The following is a 14,139-nucleotide window of genomic DNA, read 5'->3' on the forward strand; positions in this document are numbered from 1 at the left end:
TCAGCGCCGGTCAGCCCAGGATGCCCCGCTGGTAGCCGGCGGCCACGGCGGCGGCCCGGTCGGCGACGGCCAGCTTCTCGTAGATCCGCACCAGGTGGGTCTTCACGGTGGCTTCGCTGACGAAGAGCTCCTCGGCGATCAGCCGGTTGGAGCGGCCCCGGGCGACCAGCGCCAGGACCTCGCGCTCGCGCGCGGTCAGGGCCCCGGTGCGCGCCGGGGCCCGGACGTGCGAGGCCAGCCGCGCCATCACGGTGGGGGAGAGCACCGTCTCGCCAGCGGCGGTGGCGCGCACGCCGGCGACCAGGGTCGCGGTCGGGGAGTCCTTGAGCAGGTAGCCGGCGGCGCCCGCCTCGATCGCGGCCACCGCGTCGGAGTCGGTGTCGTAGGTGGTGAGCACCAGCACCGAGGCCCGCAGTCCGAGCCTCCGCAGCTCACCCACCGCCTCGACCCCGCCCCCGCCGGGCATCCGGAGGTCCATCACCACCACGTCGGGGTCCAGGTCGACGGCCAGGGCCACCGCGGCCGGCCCGCTGTCGGCGTCGCCCACCACCTCGAAGCCGTCGACGGCTGCCAGCAGGCTGCAGACGCCGTCGCGGACCACGGGGTGGTCGTCGACGACGAGGATGCGGATGGGACCGTCCGTCACGGCGCGCCTCGTTCCAGGGCGGGCAGCCGGACCGAGACCGCCGTGCCCCCGCCCGGGGCGGACTCGACGTCGAGCACCCCGGCGAGCCGCTCGGCGCGCTGCCGCATGCCCCGCAGGCCGAATCCCGGGCCGCCCCCCGCCGGGTCGAACCCGACGCCGTCGTCGCGCACGTCCACGATCACCTCGTCGTCCAGGTAGCTGAGCGTGAGGCCGACCCGGTCGGCCCCGGCGTGCCGCGCCACGTTGGCGAGCGCCTCCTGGGCGATCCGTACCAGCGTCGACTCCACCTCGGGGTGCAGGGGACGCACCTCCCCGGTCACGTGCAGGTCCGTCTTGGCGGGGTGCTCCTGTGACCAGCCGTCGAGCACGGCCGCCAGGGCCTGGGGCAGCGTCGCCCGGTCGAGGGGAAGCGGGTCGAGCGCGTGCACCGAGCGCCGGGCCTCCGCGAGGGCCGAGCGTGCGAGAGCGGTGGCCCGCTCGACGCGGGCGCGACGCCGTACGAGGTCGACCTCCTCGTGGCTCGCCTGCAGCTGGGCGACGACCCCCGCGAGTCCCTGGGCGATGGTGTCGTGGATCTCCTGGGCCAGGCGCTGCCGCTCCTCGCGGACCCCGGCCTCCCGGGCCTGTGCCACCACCGTCTCGTGCAGGGTCGCGTTCTCGGCGGCGGACCGCTCGAGCTCGGCGTTGAGCCGGGCCAGCTGCTCGATCGTCACGGCCCGCGCGACGTTCTCCTTCTCCATCCTGAGGGTGAGCAGGCTGAAGAAGGTCGCCATCCCGAAGTTGAGCACCAGCAGCGCGAGGAGGACGATCCACTGCACCCCGCTGTCCGGCGGCAGGCCGCCCGACTGGGAGCCCGCCTGGGTGACCGCGACCACCAGGGCCCCGGGGTAGGCCCAGCGGCCCTCGAAGATGTCGAAGACGTCGAGGAAGCCGACGAAGGCGAAGATCCCGAAGAAGGGATTGAGCCAGGTGAGCGCGAAGGCAGCCGCCGTCCGGCCGACGTACATCACCTGGCGGCGCCGCCGGGTCGACGGCAGGACGAACGTCCACAGCGCCATCCAGGCCGCCGTGAGCCCGGCCAGGCCCAGGATCACGCGCAGGTCCTTCGCCTCGTCCTCGAAGAGCGGGTTGGAGACGACCGCCGCGAGGATGGCCAGGGCCAGCAGGGCGAACGGCATCAGCCGTGCCCAGCGCGCGTTCTCGAGGTCGACGGTGATCCCCGGACGGGAGACGGTCGCCTGGCTGCTCACGGGGCACAGCCTGTCATCGCGTCACTCCCACCGGAAGGCACGCACCGCGAGCAGGGCGAGGAGGACGGACCAGCCGCCGGTCACCGCCAGGTCGGCGAGGTCGGGGAACCCGCCCTGCGTCGCGTCGTGCAGCGCCTCCGCGGCGGCCCCCATCGGGGTCAGCACGACGACGTCGCGCAGCACCCCGCCCATCCCCTGCACCGGGTAGTACACACCGGCGGTGAACATCGAGGGGAAGAACGCCGCCATCCCGATCGCGGTGCCGGTCCGGACGTCGGAGCCGACGGCGACGACCGCCGCGCCCAGGCCGAACGAGGACGTGACCGCCAGGGCCAGCGCGACGACGTAGCCGGCGCCGGACTCGGGAAGGGCGACGTCGAAGAGCAGCCGGCCCACGGCCAGGACCAGCACCACCGACGCGAGGACCGCCGCCGCGTGCAGCGTCACCTGGGCCAGGAGGACGGAGCCGGGCCGCACGGGGGTGGTGCGCAGCCGGCGCAGGATCCCGCGCTCCCGGTAGCCCAGCAGCACCGGGGGCATCGAGATCAGTGAGGCCGCGATCAACGACAGCAGCACCGCGACCGGGACGTAGGTGTCGATCATCCGCAGCCCGCCCAGGCCGGGATCCGGCTCGCGGAGGGCCGGCACCGCTCCCAGGATGCAGAGCAGGAGCGAGGGGAACAGCACGATCCAGAACAGGGACCCGGGCTCCCGGGTGAAGAGCCGGGCCTCGGTGCGCAGCACGGCGGCGGTCGGGGTGCTCATGCGGTCTCCCGGGTCTGGTCGGTGAGGTCGAGGTAGGCGGTGTCGAGGGTGCTGTCGACCACCCGGAGGCGGTGCGGGACGACGCCCCGGACCGAGAGCCAGCCGAGCACGGCCACGGCAGCCTCCTCGCTGCCCTCGACCGTCACCCGGCCGGCGTCGGTGCGGGCCGAGGAGACGCCGTCCAGCGTGCTCAGGGCGGTCAGGTCGACGCCAGCGCTCGGCACGAAGGAGGTGACGGTGGCCCGGGAGGCCCGGCGGATCAGCCCGTCGGGGGTGTCCAGGGCACGGATCCGGCCGTCGGCGATGATCGCGACCCGGTCGCACAGCGCCTGTGCCTCCTCCATCAGGTGGGTCACCAGCAGCACGGTCACCCCGGTGTCGCGCAGTTCGCGCACCAGCTGCCACACGTCCTGGCGGGCCCGGGGGTCCAGGCCGGTGGTCAGCTCGTCGAGGATCGCCACCCGGGGCCGGCCGACCAGGGCCAGGGCCAGGGAGAGCCGCTGCTGCTGGCCTCCGCTGAGCTTGGCGAAGCGGGCGTCGACGTGGCCGGCCAGGCCCAGCCGCTCGACCAGCTCCGGCCACGGCACCGGGTCGTCGTGGAACGCCGACCAGAGCTCCAGCGCCTCGCGGACCGTGATCTTGTCCTGCAGCCGGCTCTCCTGGAGCTGGACGCCGACCAGCCGGGTGACCGCCTCGCGTTCGGTCCAGGGGTCGAGCCCCAGCACCCGGACGCTGCCCGCGTCGCCGGTGCGCAGCCCCGAGACACACTCCACCGTGGTGGTCTTGCCCGCCCCGTTGGGGCCGAGGATGCCGAACACCTCCCCGGGCGCGACCTCGAGGCTGAGGCCGTCCACCGCCGTCCTGTCGCCGTAGGCCTTGCGCAGGTCGGTGACCCGCACCGCCACGTTCTTGTCCTGGTCCATGCTCCCAGCGTGGTGCCCCGGGGCGCCGGCGCGCATCGCCCGACGGGCCCGACCTCGGGTCAACCGATCGGATGACACCGAGGGAGGCCGGGTCGCCCGCCGGCGGACGGCTCGCAGCCCCACCCTGGTCCGGGTGGTTGGATGGGCGGCATGTCCGAGCCGACCACATCCCCCGCCCTCGACCTGAGCCTCGACGCGGTGGCGCTGACGGAGCAGCTGGTCAACATCGAGTCGGTGAGCCACCACGAGGCCGGGATCGCTGACGCCGTCGAGCAGGCGCTGCTGGCCCTGCCCCACCTGGAGGTGGTCCGCCGCGGTCACACGGTGGTCGCGCGCACCCACCTGGGGCGGTCCGAGCGGGTGGTCATCGCCGGCCACCTCGACACCGTCCCGGTCAACGGCAACCTGCCGGCCCGCCGCGAGGGCGGCACGCTGCACGGCCTGGGCACCTGCGACATGAAGGGCGGCGACGCCGTCATCCTGCGGATCGCCGCGACCGTCCCCGAGCCCAACCGGGACCTGACCCTGGTCCTCTACGAGGCCGAGGAGGTCGAGGCGGTCCACAACGGGCTGCGCAAGCTCTCCGAGAGCGACCCCGACCTGCTGGCCGCCGACTTCGCCATCCTGATGGAGCCGTCGAACGCCGCTGTCGAGGCCGGCTGCCAGGGCACGCTGCGCGTCGAGGTCCGCACCAGCGGGACGCGGGCGCACTCCGCCCGCAGCTGGCGCGGCGTCAACGCGATCCACGCGGCCGGCGAGGTGCTGGACCGGCTGCGGCACTACGAGGCGCGGACCCCCGAGATCGACGGGCTGACCTATCACGAGGGGCTCAACGCGGTCGCCATCCGCGGGGGAGTGGCCGGCAACGTCGTCCCCGACGAGTGCGTCGTGGAGGTCAACTTCCGCTTCGCCCCCGACCGCAGCGAGGCCGAGGCGCTCGCCTTCGTCACCGACTTCTTCGACGGCTTCGAGCTCACCCTGACCGACTCCGCGCCCGGAGCGCTTCCCGGCCTGTCCCGGCCCGCCGCCCGCGCGTTCGTCGAGGCGGTGGGCGGCGAGGTGGCGCCGAAGTTCGGCTGGACCGACGTGGCGCTCTTCACCAGGCTCGGCGTCCCCGCGGTCAACTACGGACCCGGCGACCCGCTCTTCGCGCACCGCCAGGACGAGCAGGTGCCGGTCGCCGACATCCTCCGCTGCGAGGAGCAGCTGCGGGGCTGGCTGGAGGGAGAGTCGTGAAGGACCAGTTCAAGGGACCGGTGCGGATGCGCCGCCAGCAGGTCGAGACGGTCACCACCGACCAGCGGCTCCTGGACTCCCGGGGGCCGTCGGACTGGGTGCACACCGATCCCTGGCGGGTGATGAAGATCCAGGCCGAGTTCGTGGAGGGCTTCAACGCACTCGCCGAGCTCGGGCCGGCGATCGCGGTCTTCGGCTCCGCCCGGACCGCCACCGACCACCGGTACTACGACCTCGCCGAGCGGGTGGGTCGCGGGCTGGTGGGGGAGGGCTTCGCGGTGATCACCGGCGGTGGGCCGGGCGCGATGGAGGCCGCCAACAAGGGGGCCAGCGAGGCCGGCGGGGTCAGCGTCGGCCTGGGCATCGAGCTGCCCTTCGAGGCCGGGCTCAACCAGTGGGTCGACATGGGCATCAACTTCCGGTACTTCTTCGCCCGCAAGATGATGTTCGTCAAGTACTCCCAGGGCTTCGTGGTGCTGCCCGGCGGCCTCGGCACCTTCGACGAGCTCTTCGAGGCGCTCACCCTGGTGCAGACCCGGAAGGTCACCTCCTTCCCGGTGGTGCTGATGGGGGTCGACTACTGGTCGGGGCTGGTCTCCTGGCTGCGCGAGACCGTGCTGGCCGAGGGCAAGATCTCGGCCGAGGACCTCGACATGCTGCGCGTCACCGACGACGTGGACGAGGCGGTCGCGCTGATGGTGGCCGCCCGTGAGGGTCGCTATCCCACGGCGGCCCCGCACCCGGTGGAGTGAGGCAGGCATGCGCGGCATGATCGGACCGGTCAAGGGAGAGACGACGTGAGAGTCAGGAGCGCAAGATGATGTGGATGTTCGCCATCCTGCTGGTACTCGTGCTGGGCGGCGTGGCCGCCGTGGCGGCCGGCCGCTCCGGGACCTGGGAGGAGCCGGAGCGCGACCGGGTCCCGGTGGTGCTCCCCGAGGGTCGCCTCCAGGGGGCCGACCTGCGCCGGGTGCGCTTCCCGGTGGCCCTGCGGGGCTACCGGATGCGCGACGTCGACGCGCTCCTCGACCGTCTCGCCGACCAGATCGAGTCGTCCGCGAGCACGCCGGTGCCGGTCGGCGCCGGGACGACCGGCGAGTCTCCCGACGGGCCCGGCGCACAGGACCCGGACAGCGCCAGGACCTGAATCGGGCGTTTACGTGGCGGCGGCCACATCTCTACGGCACACTTCCGTCCGTGGAGAGCAAAGAAATCATCGTCTGGGTCCTCACCGGTCTGGGCCTCGTGGTCATCCTCCTCACCCGGGTCCGCCTGGGCAAGGACGAGACCGAGGGGCCCATGAAGGTGAACAAGCCGGCCCTCAATGTGCACACGTTCGTGGGCCTGCCCGCGTTCATCCTCTGGGTCGCGTGGCTCGTCTCCCCTGACGACTCGTTCCTCGGTGGGAACCTCGCCGGGATCATCGCGCTCGCCCTCTACTGGGTGACCGCCCTCGCCGGACTGGCGCTGCTGCTCCGGTGGCTGCCGTCCCGCGGGCGCCACGCGACCAACGTCGAGGAGGACACCTGGAGCGAGGGCCCCGGGCTCTCCGTGCTGGCCCACTTCGGGATGCTGGTCGGCGTCTGCGTGTTCACGTTCTTCTACCTCACGACGGCGTAGCCCGCGCCCGTCCGCGGGGCCGCCCGACGGCGGCCCCGTGGTCGGAGTCGTCACGCCCGGCCTCGCGCCCGGACCTGCAGCCGCCGGTCCGGGCGTTCGGCCGTCCGGGGACCGGGGGACCGGGCGGTCACCTCCCGTGGAAGGTCGGCCGCTCCTTGGCCAGGAACGAGTCGACCGCCGCGCTGTGGTCCTCGGTGCCTCCGGTGAGCGTCATCATCGCGGCCTCGAAGGCGAGCGCGTCGGTGAAGGAGTGCTCCGCCGCGTAGGCCACGGAGCGGCGGATCGCACCCAGCGCGACCGTGGGGCCCGCGGCCAGCCGGCCGGCCAGGTCGAGGGTCGTGGGCATCAGCTCGTCGGGCGGGACCACCCGCCCGGCCAACCCCAGTCGGGCCGCCTCGGCCGCCGGCACGGTGGAGGGGAGGTAGAGCAGCTCCAGGGCCTTCTCCCGGCCCACCAGGCGGGGAAGCGTCCAGCTCACTCCCGTGTCGCAGGACAGCGCGATCCCGGCGAAGGCGAAGTTGAAGCCCGCGGCGTCGGAGAGGATCCGCAGGTCGCAGGCGAGGGCGAGGGAGACCCCGGCGCCCGCCGCGACGCCGTTGACCGCGCAGAGCACCGGCTTGGGCATCGTCGCCAGGGCGGTGACGATCGGGTTGTAGTGCTCCTCCACGGTCCGGAAGAGGGACTCCCGGTCGTCGCTGCGCAGGATGGCCACGTGCTCCTTGAGGTCCTGGCCGACGCAGAAGGCGCGCCCGGTGCCGGTGAGCACGACCGCCCGGACCTCGGTGTCCTCGGCCACCGACCCGACGACCTCGCGCAGCAGCTCCTTGGTGGCCACGTCCAGGCTGTTCATCGCCTCGGGGCGGTTCAGCGTGATGGTGGCGACCCCGTCGCGCACCTCCAGCAGCACGGGGGCACTCATGGCTGCCAGTCTGCCCCAGGTGACAGCGCCCGGGCCACGAAGCGGTCCGCGGGCTCGCGCAGGCGCTCGGCCTCGGTGGAGAAGAAGGCCGCGGCGCGGTCCCCGGGCCAGTCCGCGGGGAGGAGCTCGCCGGGCAGCGCCGGGTCGGTGAAGAGGAACTTGCGCCACTCGTGGACGAGGTGGAACCGGGCGGCGAACGCCCCTTCGTCCGGGTCCTGGTGCTCGGCGAGGTGGCGGCGCACCGAGTCGGCCGCGTCGGCCAGCCAGGAGTCGTACGCCGCTGCCACCCCCGTCAGGTCCCAGCACTCCAGGGGCGTGCCGTGCGGCTCGAACGAGGTCGCCCGGGCCAGGACCGCCGTCGCCTTGCAGCGCTCGAGCACCTCCTGGAGCTCGTCGCGGGGGTAGGGGCTGAGCCAGGTGTGCTGCCTCAGCTCGGCGTAGCCCAGGTAGACCAGCTCGCGCTGCAGCCGAGCCCGGTCGGTGCGGGTGCCGGTGCACGAGACCAGCGCCAGGTGCCAGGCGCCGTCCCACGGGCGCGTCTGGCGCCGGTAGATGCGCTCGGCGGCGCGGGCCAGCCGACGTACCGCCTGGTCGGTGGCGGCGTAGCCCCGCCCCTGCTCCAGGGCGACCGGCTCGAGCCAGCCCTGCGCGACCATCCGCGAGATCGCGGTGCGCACCGCCGGCGCGGCGATGCCCACCGGCCGGAGCAACCGGACCAGACCGGCGACCGTGGCGCGGTTGGCACGACCGGGGAGCAGATCACCGTAGACGTCGAAGAGCGCGGAACGGGCGTGCATTCCCGCAGTCTGGCAGGCACCAGGTGCGCTGTCTTGAAGACCTGTGGTGCGGGTCACCGGTCCTATGGGGGATAATGGGAGGTCAAAGCATCCCCGCGGCCCCCGAGCCGCGCGATCACAGGAAGCAGAGGTGCGCCCATGGCGGCCATGAAGCCGAGGACAGGCGACGGACCGCTGGAGGTCACCAAGGAGGGCCGTGGCATCGTGATGCGCGTGCCGCTCGAGGGTGGAGGCCGGCTGGTGGTCGAGCTCAACGCCGAAGAGGCCGGAGCCCTCGGTGACGCCCTCAAGGACGTCGTCGGCTGATCGTGGCAGTCTCCGCCGCCCTGCCGACCCAGGTCTCGCCGCCTGCGTTCGCGCTCTCCGCGCACGCGCCCCACGAGATCGGCGGTGTCGAGTGCTGGGCCTTCCCGGTGCTCCCCGCCGAGGATGACGGGACGCTCCAGCTGGGGCCCGGCGCCGACGACGCGGCCGAGCTGCTCGGCCTCGACCTGCTCGACCTGCTCGACTCCGCCCGGGCCACCGGCCGCGTCGGTGAGGTCACCGTGGTGCCCGTCTCGCACGGCGAGGTGCGCCAGGTCCTGCTGGTCGGCGTCGGGGATCAGTCGCCCACCGACTTCCGTCGGGCCGGGGCCTCGCTGGCGCGCGCGGTCAAGGACCGCGCGAGCGTGGCCACCACGCTCGCGGCGATCGCCCCCCAGGAGGGGCTGGAGGCGGTGGTGGTCGGCGCGATGCTCGGCTCCTTCGGCTTCCACTGGCGCTCCGAGGGGCCGGCCGCGCACCCGGTGCGACAGGTCGTCCTGGCCGGCGTGCCCGAGGCGCAGGACCGCCGGGTCGAGCTCGACCGCGCGCTCGCGCTCGGCGGCGCCGGCTGGCGGGCCCGGACCCTGGCCACGGTGCCCTCCAACCTGAAGAACCCCGCCTGGCTCGCCGAGCAGGCGGCCGAGGTCGCCGAGGAGGCCGGTCTCGAGATCACCGTCTGGGACGAGGACCGGCTCGCCGCGGAGGGCTTCGGCGGGATCCTCGCCGTCGGCGCCGCGTCCAGCACCCCGCCCCGGCTGATCCGGCTCGACTACCGCCCCGAGGGGGTGGCCGACGACGCGCCCCTGGTGGTCCTGGTCGGCAAGGGCATCACCTTCGACACCGGTGGCCTCGACATCAAGCCGGCCCAGGGCATGTCCACCATGAAGCGCGACATGACCGGCGGGGCCGTGGTGCTCGCCACCATGGCCGCGTTGGCCGACCTGGGGTGCCCGGTGCGGGTCACCGGCCTGGTCCCGGCCGCGGAGAACGCGATCAGCGGCTCGGCGATGCGCCCCGGCGACGTGATCGTGCACCACGGCGGACGGACCTCGGAGGTCAACAACACCGACGCCGAGGGGCGCCTGGTGCTCGCCGACGCGATGGCCTACGCGGTCTCGGAGCTGAAGCCCGACGTGCTGGTCGACGTGGCCACCCTGACCGGGGCGATGAAGGTCGCGCTGGGCCAGCAGACCGGCGGCTTCTTCGCCAACCACGAGGCGCTGGCCGCCGACATCGCCGCCGCCGGCGAGCGGTCGGGCGAGCGCGTGTGGCGGATGCCGCTGGTCGCCGACTACGAGGAGAAGCTGGCCTCCAAGATCGCCGACGCCGACAACGCGGCCGGGGGAGCCGGCGCCATCACCGCGGCGCTCTTCCTCCAGCACTTCGCCGGGGACGTGCCCTGGGCGCACCTGGACGTCGCCTCGGTGGGCGACGCCCCCGAGGAGCGCTTCGAGTGGACGACCGGTCCCAGCGGGTTCGGCGCCCGGCTGCTGCTGACCTGGCTCGGGCGGCCGGCGCCGCTGGAGGGCCTGCGATGAGGGGGCTCACCGTCAGGTGGTCGCTGGCGGGGGCGGCCGAGGGCGTCGAGGAGGAGCTGGCGCGCTACGTCGACGAGACCTCGCACGCCCGCTTCACCGGGATGGCGGGGCTGCGGTTCAAGACCTGGCGGATGCGTCGGGGCGAGTGGTTCGAGGGCTGCTACGTCTTCGCCGACGACGCTGCGCGGGCCGAGTTCGAGGAGACCTTCCGGCGCGGGGCCGCGGAGGCGCCCGGCTCGCAGATCATCGGCTCGTCCCCGGAGCTGATCGAGCCGTGCGAGATCGTCGCGGTGGCGGAGGGCTGGGAAGGCTTCGAGGCCACGCCCCGCTGACCGGTGCCGGTCGACACGCCGAACCGGCCCCGGTCGTGGCGCTCACTCCTCGCCGGCCCACTCCTTCTTCGCCAGCAGCAGCCCGTCCCCGACCGGCAGCAGGACCGGGACGAGCGACTCGTGCTCGGCGACCTGGCGTCCCAGCTCGCGGATCGCCACGGTCTCCTCGTCGCGCTGGGACGGGTCGGCGACCCGGTCGTGCCACAGCGCGTTGTCGAAGGCCACCACGCCGCCGGGGCGCAGCAGGCGCAGTGCCTCCTTGAGGTACGCGGAGTACTCACGCTTGTCGCCGTCGCAGAAGACCAGGTCGTAGTGGCCGTCGGTGAGCCGGGGGAGCACGTCGAGCGCGGCACCGCTGATGGTGCGGGCGCGCTGGGGCGGGATCCCGGCCTCGGAGAACGTCTCCTTGGCGAGACGCTGGTGCTCGGCCTCGATGTCGACGGTGGTCAGCACCCCGTCGGGCCGCATGCCGCGCAGCATCCACAGCCCCGAGACCCCGGTCCCGGTGCCGATCTCCACGACGGTGCGGGCCTCGAGGACCGCGGCCAGGAACCGCAGCGCAGCACCCCCGCCGGAGCCGATCGGGGTCACCCCGACCTCCTCGGCGCGGGCCCGGGCGGCGCGGAGCACGTCGTCCTCGGCGACGAACCCCTCGGCGTGGTTCCAGCTGGCGGGCTTCATGGGTGCGGTGATGGCGACCTCCTGGGGTGCAGGGTGGGAACGGGCGAGTGCCCGTGTGCGGAGGTCCGCAGCCCCGGGCCCTCGGCGACTCTATCGCGTGGGACGCCCCGCGCCGCGCGGGAATGCCGGGGGATCCTCACAGGTTCCTCTCAGTACGGGAACCTACTGTCGTCCTCGAGCGTCAGGAGAGACATGCGCCTGTTCGCCCCGTCGTCCCGTCCCAGCCCCCAGGAGGCCCCGGTGGAGAGCTCCAGCGAGGCGGCGGGCCGCCCGGACGCCGAAGTCGTGGACGCCGGCGCGGTCCCGACCTGGGACGAGGTCGTGGCGCGGCACTCCGACCGGGTCTTCCGACTCGCCTACCGCCTCACCGCCAACCGGCACGACGCCGAGGACCTGACCCAGGAGGTCTTCGTCCGGGTCTTCCGCTCCTTGGACTCCTACACCCCCGGCACCTTCGAGGGCTGGCTGCACCGGATCACCACCAACCTCTTCCTCGACCAGGCCCGGCGTCGTCAGCGGATCCGCTTCGACGCTCTCTCCGACGAGCGGGCCAGCCGGCTGACCTCCGCCTCGCCCGCGCCGGAGACGGCCTACGCCGACCGCACCTTCGACGACGACATCGAGCGCGCCCTGGCCACCCTGCCGCCGGACTTCCGGGCGGCCGTGGTGCTCTGCGACGTCGAGGGCCTCTCCTACGAGGAGATCGCCGAGATCATGGACGCCAAGCTCGGCACCGTCCGCTCGCGGATCCACCGGGGCCGCACCATGCTCCGCAAGGCGCTCGCCCACCGGGCTCCGGGGGAGGGACGCGAACGGCATGCCGGCCCCTTGTCGGAGGAGCAGCCGGTGCTGAGGAGCGGATCGTGATCGGCCACCTCGGAAGCCGGGTCAGCGCCCTGCTCGACGGTCACCTGAGCCCGGCGGAGGAGGAACGGGCCTGGGAGCACGTCCACACCTGCCACCCGTGCCGCGACATGGTCGAGCGCGAGGGCTGGGTGAAGACCCGGCTGGCCGAGCTCACCCACTGCTCCCCGGCGGCCCCCCCGGGCGTGGCCGACGACCTGCGCAGCGCGCTGCTGGCGATGGCGCCGGAGGGCGCCTCCCCGATGCAGCGCCACCTGGACGAGGTGCGCTCCCCGGGCCGCCCGCGCCCACGTCACCTCGTCGCCCTGGGCGGAGGCGGGGTGGCCGTGGCCGTGGTCGGCGTCCTGGCGCTCGGTGCCGTGCCCGCCAACGCGCCGCAGACCGAGCGCCGGGGCCCGGTGACCAGCCTGGTGCCGCCGACCTCCGGCAACGACTCCCGCACCGGCGGCCAGCCGGCCATCCGGCCCTCACCGGTGCGTCCGGGCGGCGCTCGGGCGACACTGTTCCCGTGAACCATGACCACCCGGGGGACGAGACCCCCGAGCAGCGGGACGACGAGCCGTCCCTCGCCCAGCCCCCGGTGCCGCCGCAGCAGGCACTGCCGCCGGGACCCCCTCAGGCCATGCCGCAGTCCATGCCACAGGCCATGCCGCAGTCCATGCCACAGGCCATGCCGCAGTCCGGGCCCTGGGGCCCGCCGCCGCCGGCGGCCGGTGCCCAGCCCTCGAACCAGCCCCCGAACGAGCCCCCGAACGAGCCGCTGACACAGCCTCTGGCACCGCGTCCGAGCCAGCCGGGGTCGCAGGAGTGGGCGCAGTCGCAGCAGGGCCCCGCCGTTGCCCCCGGTGCCCCCGGTGCCCCCGGTGCCCCCGGTGCCCCCGGTGCCCCCCGGTCCCAGCACCGGGCGCGAGCCGGGTCCGCCCCAGGGTTCGTCTGGCCTGCCGTGGCCGCACTGGCCCTGCTCGTCGGGCTGGCCGGCGGGGCGCTCGGTGGCGCGCTCTACGAGTCCCTGGAGCTCGGCGGCTCCGGCCTCGAGCCCGGGACCACCCGGACCGCCCCGCCGTTGGCCGAGGACAACCAGTCGGTCTCCGCGGTCGCCCGGGAGATGCTGCCCAGCACCGTGCAGGTGCTCGCGGGGGCGGGGGAGACCGGGGCCACGGGCTCCGGGTTCGTCCTCGACAGCGAGGGGCACGTGATCACCAACCAGCACGTCGTGGCCGGCGTCGAGGCCCTCGGCGGAGCGCTGCGGGTGGTCGACTCCGAGGGTCGCACCTATGAGGCCAGCGTGGTGGGCGCCAGCCAGGTCTACGACCTCGCCGTCCTCTCCGTGGAAGGGGCCGAGGACCTGCGGGCGGCCAGCCTGGGGGCCTCCAGCCGCCTGCTGGTCGGTGACCCGGTGGTCGCCTTCGGTGCGCCGCTGGGGCTCAGCCAGACGGTGACCTCCGGGATCGTGAGCGCGCTCAACCGTCCGGTGACCACCGGCGAGAGCGACGACGAGACCTCGTTCATCAACGCCGTGCAGACCGACGCCGCCATCAACCCGGGCAACTCCGGAGGGCCGCTGGTCGACCTCGCCGGGCAGGTGGTCGGCGTCAACTCGGCGATCGCCACCACCGGTGGGATGCTCCGCGAGGCGGGCAGCATCGGGGTGGGCTTCGCGATCCCGATCGAGCAGGTCCGGACCACCGCCGACCAGATCCTGCGCACCGGTGAGGCGCGCTACCCCGTGATCGGGGCGACCGTGCAGACCCAGGGCGACCAGGACGTGCGCGGGGCGCGGATCGACGAGGTGAAGAGCGGCACCCCCGCGGCCACCGCCGGCCTCCGCAAGGACGACGTGGTGGTGGCGATCGACGGCGACCGGATCGCGGACGGGATCGCCCTGATCGTGATGATCCGCACCCACCAGCCCGGGGAGACCCTCGAGCTCACCGTGGTGCGCGACGGGGAGGAGCGGACGGTCTCGATCGTCCTCGACTCCGAGGTCGGCTGAGGGCGCCCCGGCGGGCGCCTCAGTCCTGGCCGCGCGACTCGGCCTCCACGAAGGGGTGCTCGTCGACGAACTGCTTGGTCTCGGCGTACATCTTGTCGATGAAGTCCTCGAGCTGGGTGTGCTCGACCCGCCACTGACCGCGGCCCCCGATCTTGATGGCCGGCAGCTCGCCGCGCCGGACCAGGGCGTAGACCTGCGCGCTGGAGGTGTTGAGCACCTCCGCGACGTCGGCCAGGGTGAGGAATCGTGGCGTGCCGGGCATGGCCCCCATG

At 73.9% G+C, this 14,139-nt stretch carries 18 protein-coding genes; 10 read left to right on the forward strand and 8 right to left on the reverse strand.

Annotated features, from left to right (window positions below; genetic code table 11):
- Positions 1–10 precede the first annotated feature (10 nt).
- From AC4BG9_RS14580 to AC4BG9_RS14595, 4 genes are read right to left on the reverse strand one after another with little or no spacing between them, the layout of a single operon-like run.
- Positions 11–646, reverse strand: coding sequence for a response regulator (locus AC4BG9_RS14580; protein WP_490571835.1), 636 nt, complete (start codon positions 644–646; stop codon positions 11–13).
- Positions 643–1,896, reverse strand: a complete 1,254-nt coding sequence (locus AC4BG9_RS14585) for a sensor histidine kinase (protein WP_490571836.1) — start codon at positions 1,894–1,896, stop codon at positions 643–645. Before AC4BG9_RS14585 ends, AC4BG9_RS14580 begins: the two co-directional genes overlap by 4 nt.
- A 21-nt stretch (positions 1,897–1,917) precedes the next feature.
- On the reverse strand, positions 1,918–2,661 hold the full coding sequence (locus tag AC4BG9_RS14590) for an ABC transporter permease (RefSeq protein ID WP_490571837.1): 744 nt from the start codon (positions 2,659–2,661) through the stop codon (positions 1,918–1,920).
- Positions 2,658–3,584 carry an ABC transporter ATP-binding protein gene (locus AC4BG9_RS14595; protein ID WP_490571838.1) on the reverse strand — a complete coding sequence of 309 codons (927 nt, stop codon included), beginning with the start codon at positions 3,582–3,584 and terminating at the stop codon, positions 2,658–2,660. Before AC4BG9_RS14595 ends, AC4BG9_RS14590 begins: the two co-directional genes overlap by 4 nt.
- Before the next feature lie 150 nt (positions 3,585–3,734).
- On the opposite strand from AC4BG9_RS14595, the gene dapE reads away from it, so the two are divergent.
- The 4 genes from dapE (at position 3,735) to AC4BG9_RS14615 (ending at position 6,440) form a co-directional block, all read left to right on the forward strand.
- Entirely contained in the window at positions 3,735–4,820 is a 1,086-nt protein-coding gene (dapE, locus tag AC4BG9_RS14600) for a succinyl-diaminopimelate desuccinylase (protein ID WP_490571839.1), read from the forward strand.
- A gap of 26 nt (positions 4,821–4,846) precedes the next feature.
- A complete protein-coding gene (locus AC4BG9_RS14605) occupies positions 4,847–5,572 on the forward strand; it encodes an LOG family protein (RefSeq protein WP_490571897.1) in 726 nt (241 codons plus the stop codon).
- A gap of 74 nt (positions 5,573–5,646) precedes the next feature.
- On the forward strand, positions 5,647–5,967 hold the full coding sequence (locus AC4BG9_RS14610; protein WP_490571840.1) for a DivIVA domain-containing protein: 321 nt from the start codon (positions 5,647–5,649) through the stop codon (positions 5,965–5,967).
- Between the two features lie 50 nt (positions 5,968–6,017).
- A complete protein-coding gene (locus AC4BG9_RS14615; RefSeq protein ID WP_490571841.1) occupies positions 6,018–6,440 on the forward strand; it encodes a hypothetical protein in 423 nt (140 codons plus the stop codon).
- A gap of 127 nt (positions 6,441–6,567) precedes the next feature.
- Here AC4BG9_RS14615 and AC4BG9_RS14620 read toward each other — a convergent pair whose 3' ends face one another.
- Together AC4BG9_RS14620 and AC4BG9_RS14625 are read right to left on the reverse strand one after the other, a co-directional pair.
- Positions 6,568–7,359 carry an enoyl-CoA hydratase/isomerase family protein gene (locus tag AC4BG9_RS14620; protein WP_490571842.1) on the reverse strand — a complete coding sequence of 264 codons (792 nt, stop codon included), beginning with the start codon at positions 7,357–7,359 and terminating at the stop codon, positions 6,568–6,570.
- On the reverse strand, positions 7,356–8,156 hold the full coding sequence (locus AC4BG9_RS14625; protein ID WP_490571843.1) for a PaaX family transcriptional regulator: 801 nt from the start codon (positions 8,154–8,156) through the stop codon (positions 7,356–7,358). The genes AC4BG9_RS14620 and AC4BG9_RS14625 overlap by 4 nt, the downstream gene beginning before the upstream one ends.
- Positions 8,157–8,294: 138 nt before the next feature.
- On the opposite strand from AC4BG9_RS14625, the gene AC4BG9_RS14630 reads away from it, so the two are divergent.
- Genes AC4BG9_RS14630 through AC4BG9_RS14640 form a run of 3 tightly spaced genes read left to right on the forward strand, consistent with a single transcriptional unit; the run spans position 8,295 to position 10,329 of the window.
- Positions 8,295–8,462 carry a DUF3117 domain-containing protein gene (locus AC4BG9_RS14630; RefSeq protein WP_082574674.1) on the forward strand — a complete coding sequence of 56 codons (168 nt, stop codon included), beginning with the start codon at positions 8,295–8,297 and terminating at the stop codon, positions 8,460–8,462.
- 2 nt (positions 8,463–8,464) lie between these two features.
- A complete protein-coding gene (locus AC4BG9_RS14635) occupies positions 8,465–9,997 on the forward strand; it encodes a leucyl aminopeptidase (RefSeq protein ID WP_490571844.1) in 1,533 nt (510 codons plus the stop codon).
- The gene (locus AC4BG9_RS14640; RefSeq protein WP_490571845.1) at positions 9,994–10,329 is read left to right on the forward strand and encodes a hypothetical protein; all 336 of its coding nucleotides are present in this window, start codon (positions 9,994–9,996) and stop codon (positions 10,327–10,329) included. The genes AC4BG9_RS14635 and AC4BG9_RS14640 overlap by 4 nt, the downstream gene beginning before the upstream one ends.
- A gap of 42 nt (positions 10,330–10,371) precedes the next feature.
- Here the strand turns inward: AC4BG9_RS14640 and AC4BG9_RS14645 are convergent, their stop codons facing one another.
- On the reverse strand, positions 10,372–11,010 hold the full coding sequence (locus tag AC4BG9_RS14645; protein WP_490571846.1) for an O-methyltransferase: 639 nt from the start codon (positions 11,008–11,010) through the stop codon (positions 10,372–10,374).
- A gap of 192 nt (positions 11,011–11,202) precedes the next feature.
- Between AC4BG9_RS14645 and sigE the strand changes: the two genes are divergently transcribed.
- From sigE to AC4BG9_RS14660, 3 genes are all read left to right on the forward strand, one after another.
- Positions 11,203–11,877: an RNA polymerase sigma factor SigE gene (gene sigE, locus AC4BG9_RS14650; RefSeq protein ID WP_490571847.1), complete on the forward strand. Its 675-nt coding sequence runs from the start codon at positions 11,203–11,205 to the stop codon at positions 11,875–11,877.
- Positions 11,874–12,386 (forward strand): anti-sigma factor, encoded by a 513-nt coding sequence (locus tag AC4BG9_RS14655; protein ID WP_490571848.1) that lies wholly within the window; start codon positions 11,874–11,876, stop codon positions 12,384–12,386. The genes sigE and AC4BG9_RS14655 overlap by 4 nt, the downstream gene beginning before the upstream one ends.
- A 431-nt stretch (positions 12,387–12,817) precedes the next feature.
- Positions 12,818–13,867: a S1C family serine protease gene (locus AC4BG9_RS14660; protein ID WP_490571849.1), complete on the forward strand. Its 1,050-nt coding sequence runs from the start codon at positions 12,818–12,820 to the stop codon at positions 13,865–13,867.
- Between the two features lie 19 nt (positions 13,868–13,886).
- Here the strand turns inward: AC4BG9_RS14660 and AC4BG9_RS14665 are convergent, their stop codons facing one another.
- Positions 13,887–14,129, reverse strand: a complete 243-nt coding sequence (locus tag AC4BG9_RS14665; RefSeq protein WP_490571850.1) for a helix-turn-helix domain-containing protein — start codon at positions 14,127–14,129, stop codon at positions 13,887–13,889.
- Between the last annotated feature and the right edge of the window lie 10 nt (positions 14,130–14,139).

This window comes from Nocardioides sp. Z40_12 (genome assembly GCF_058215795.1).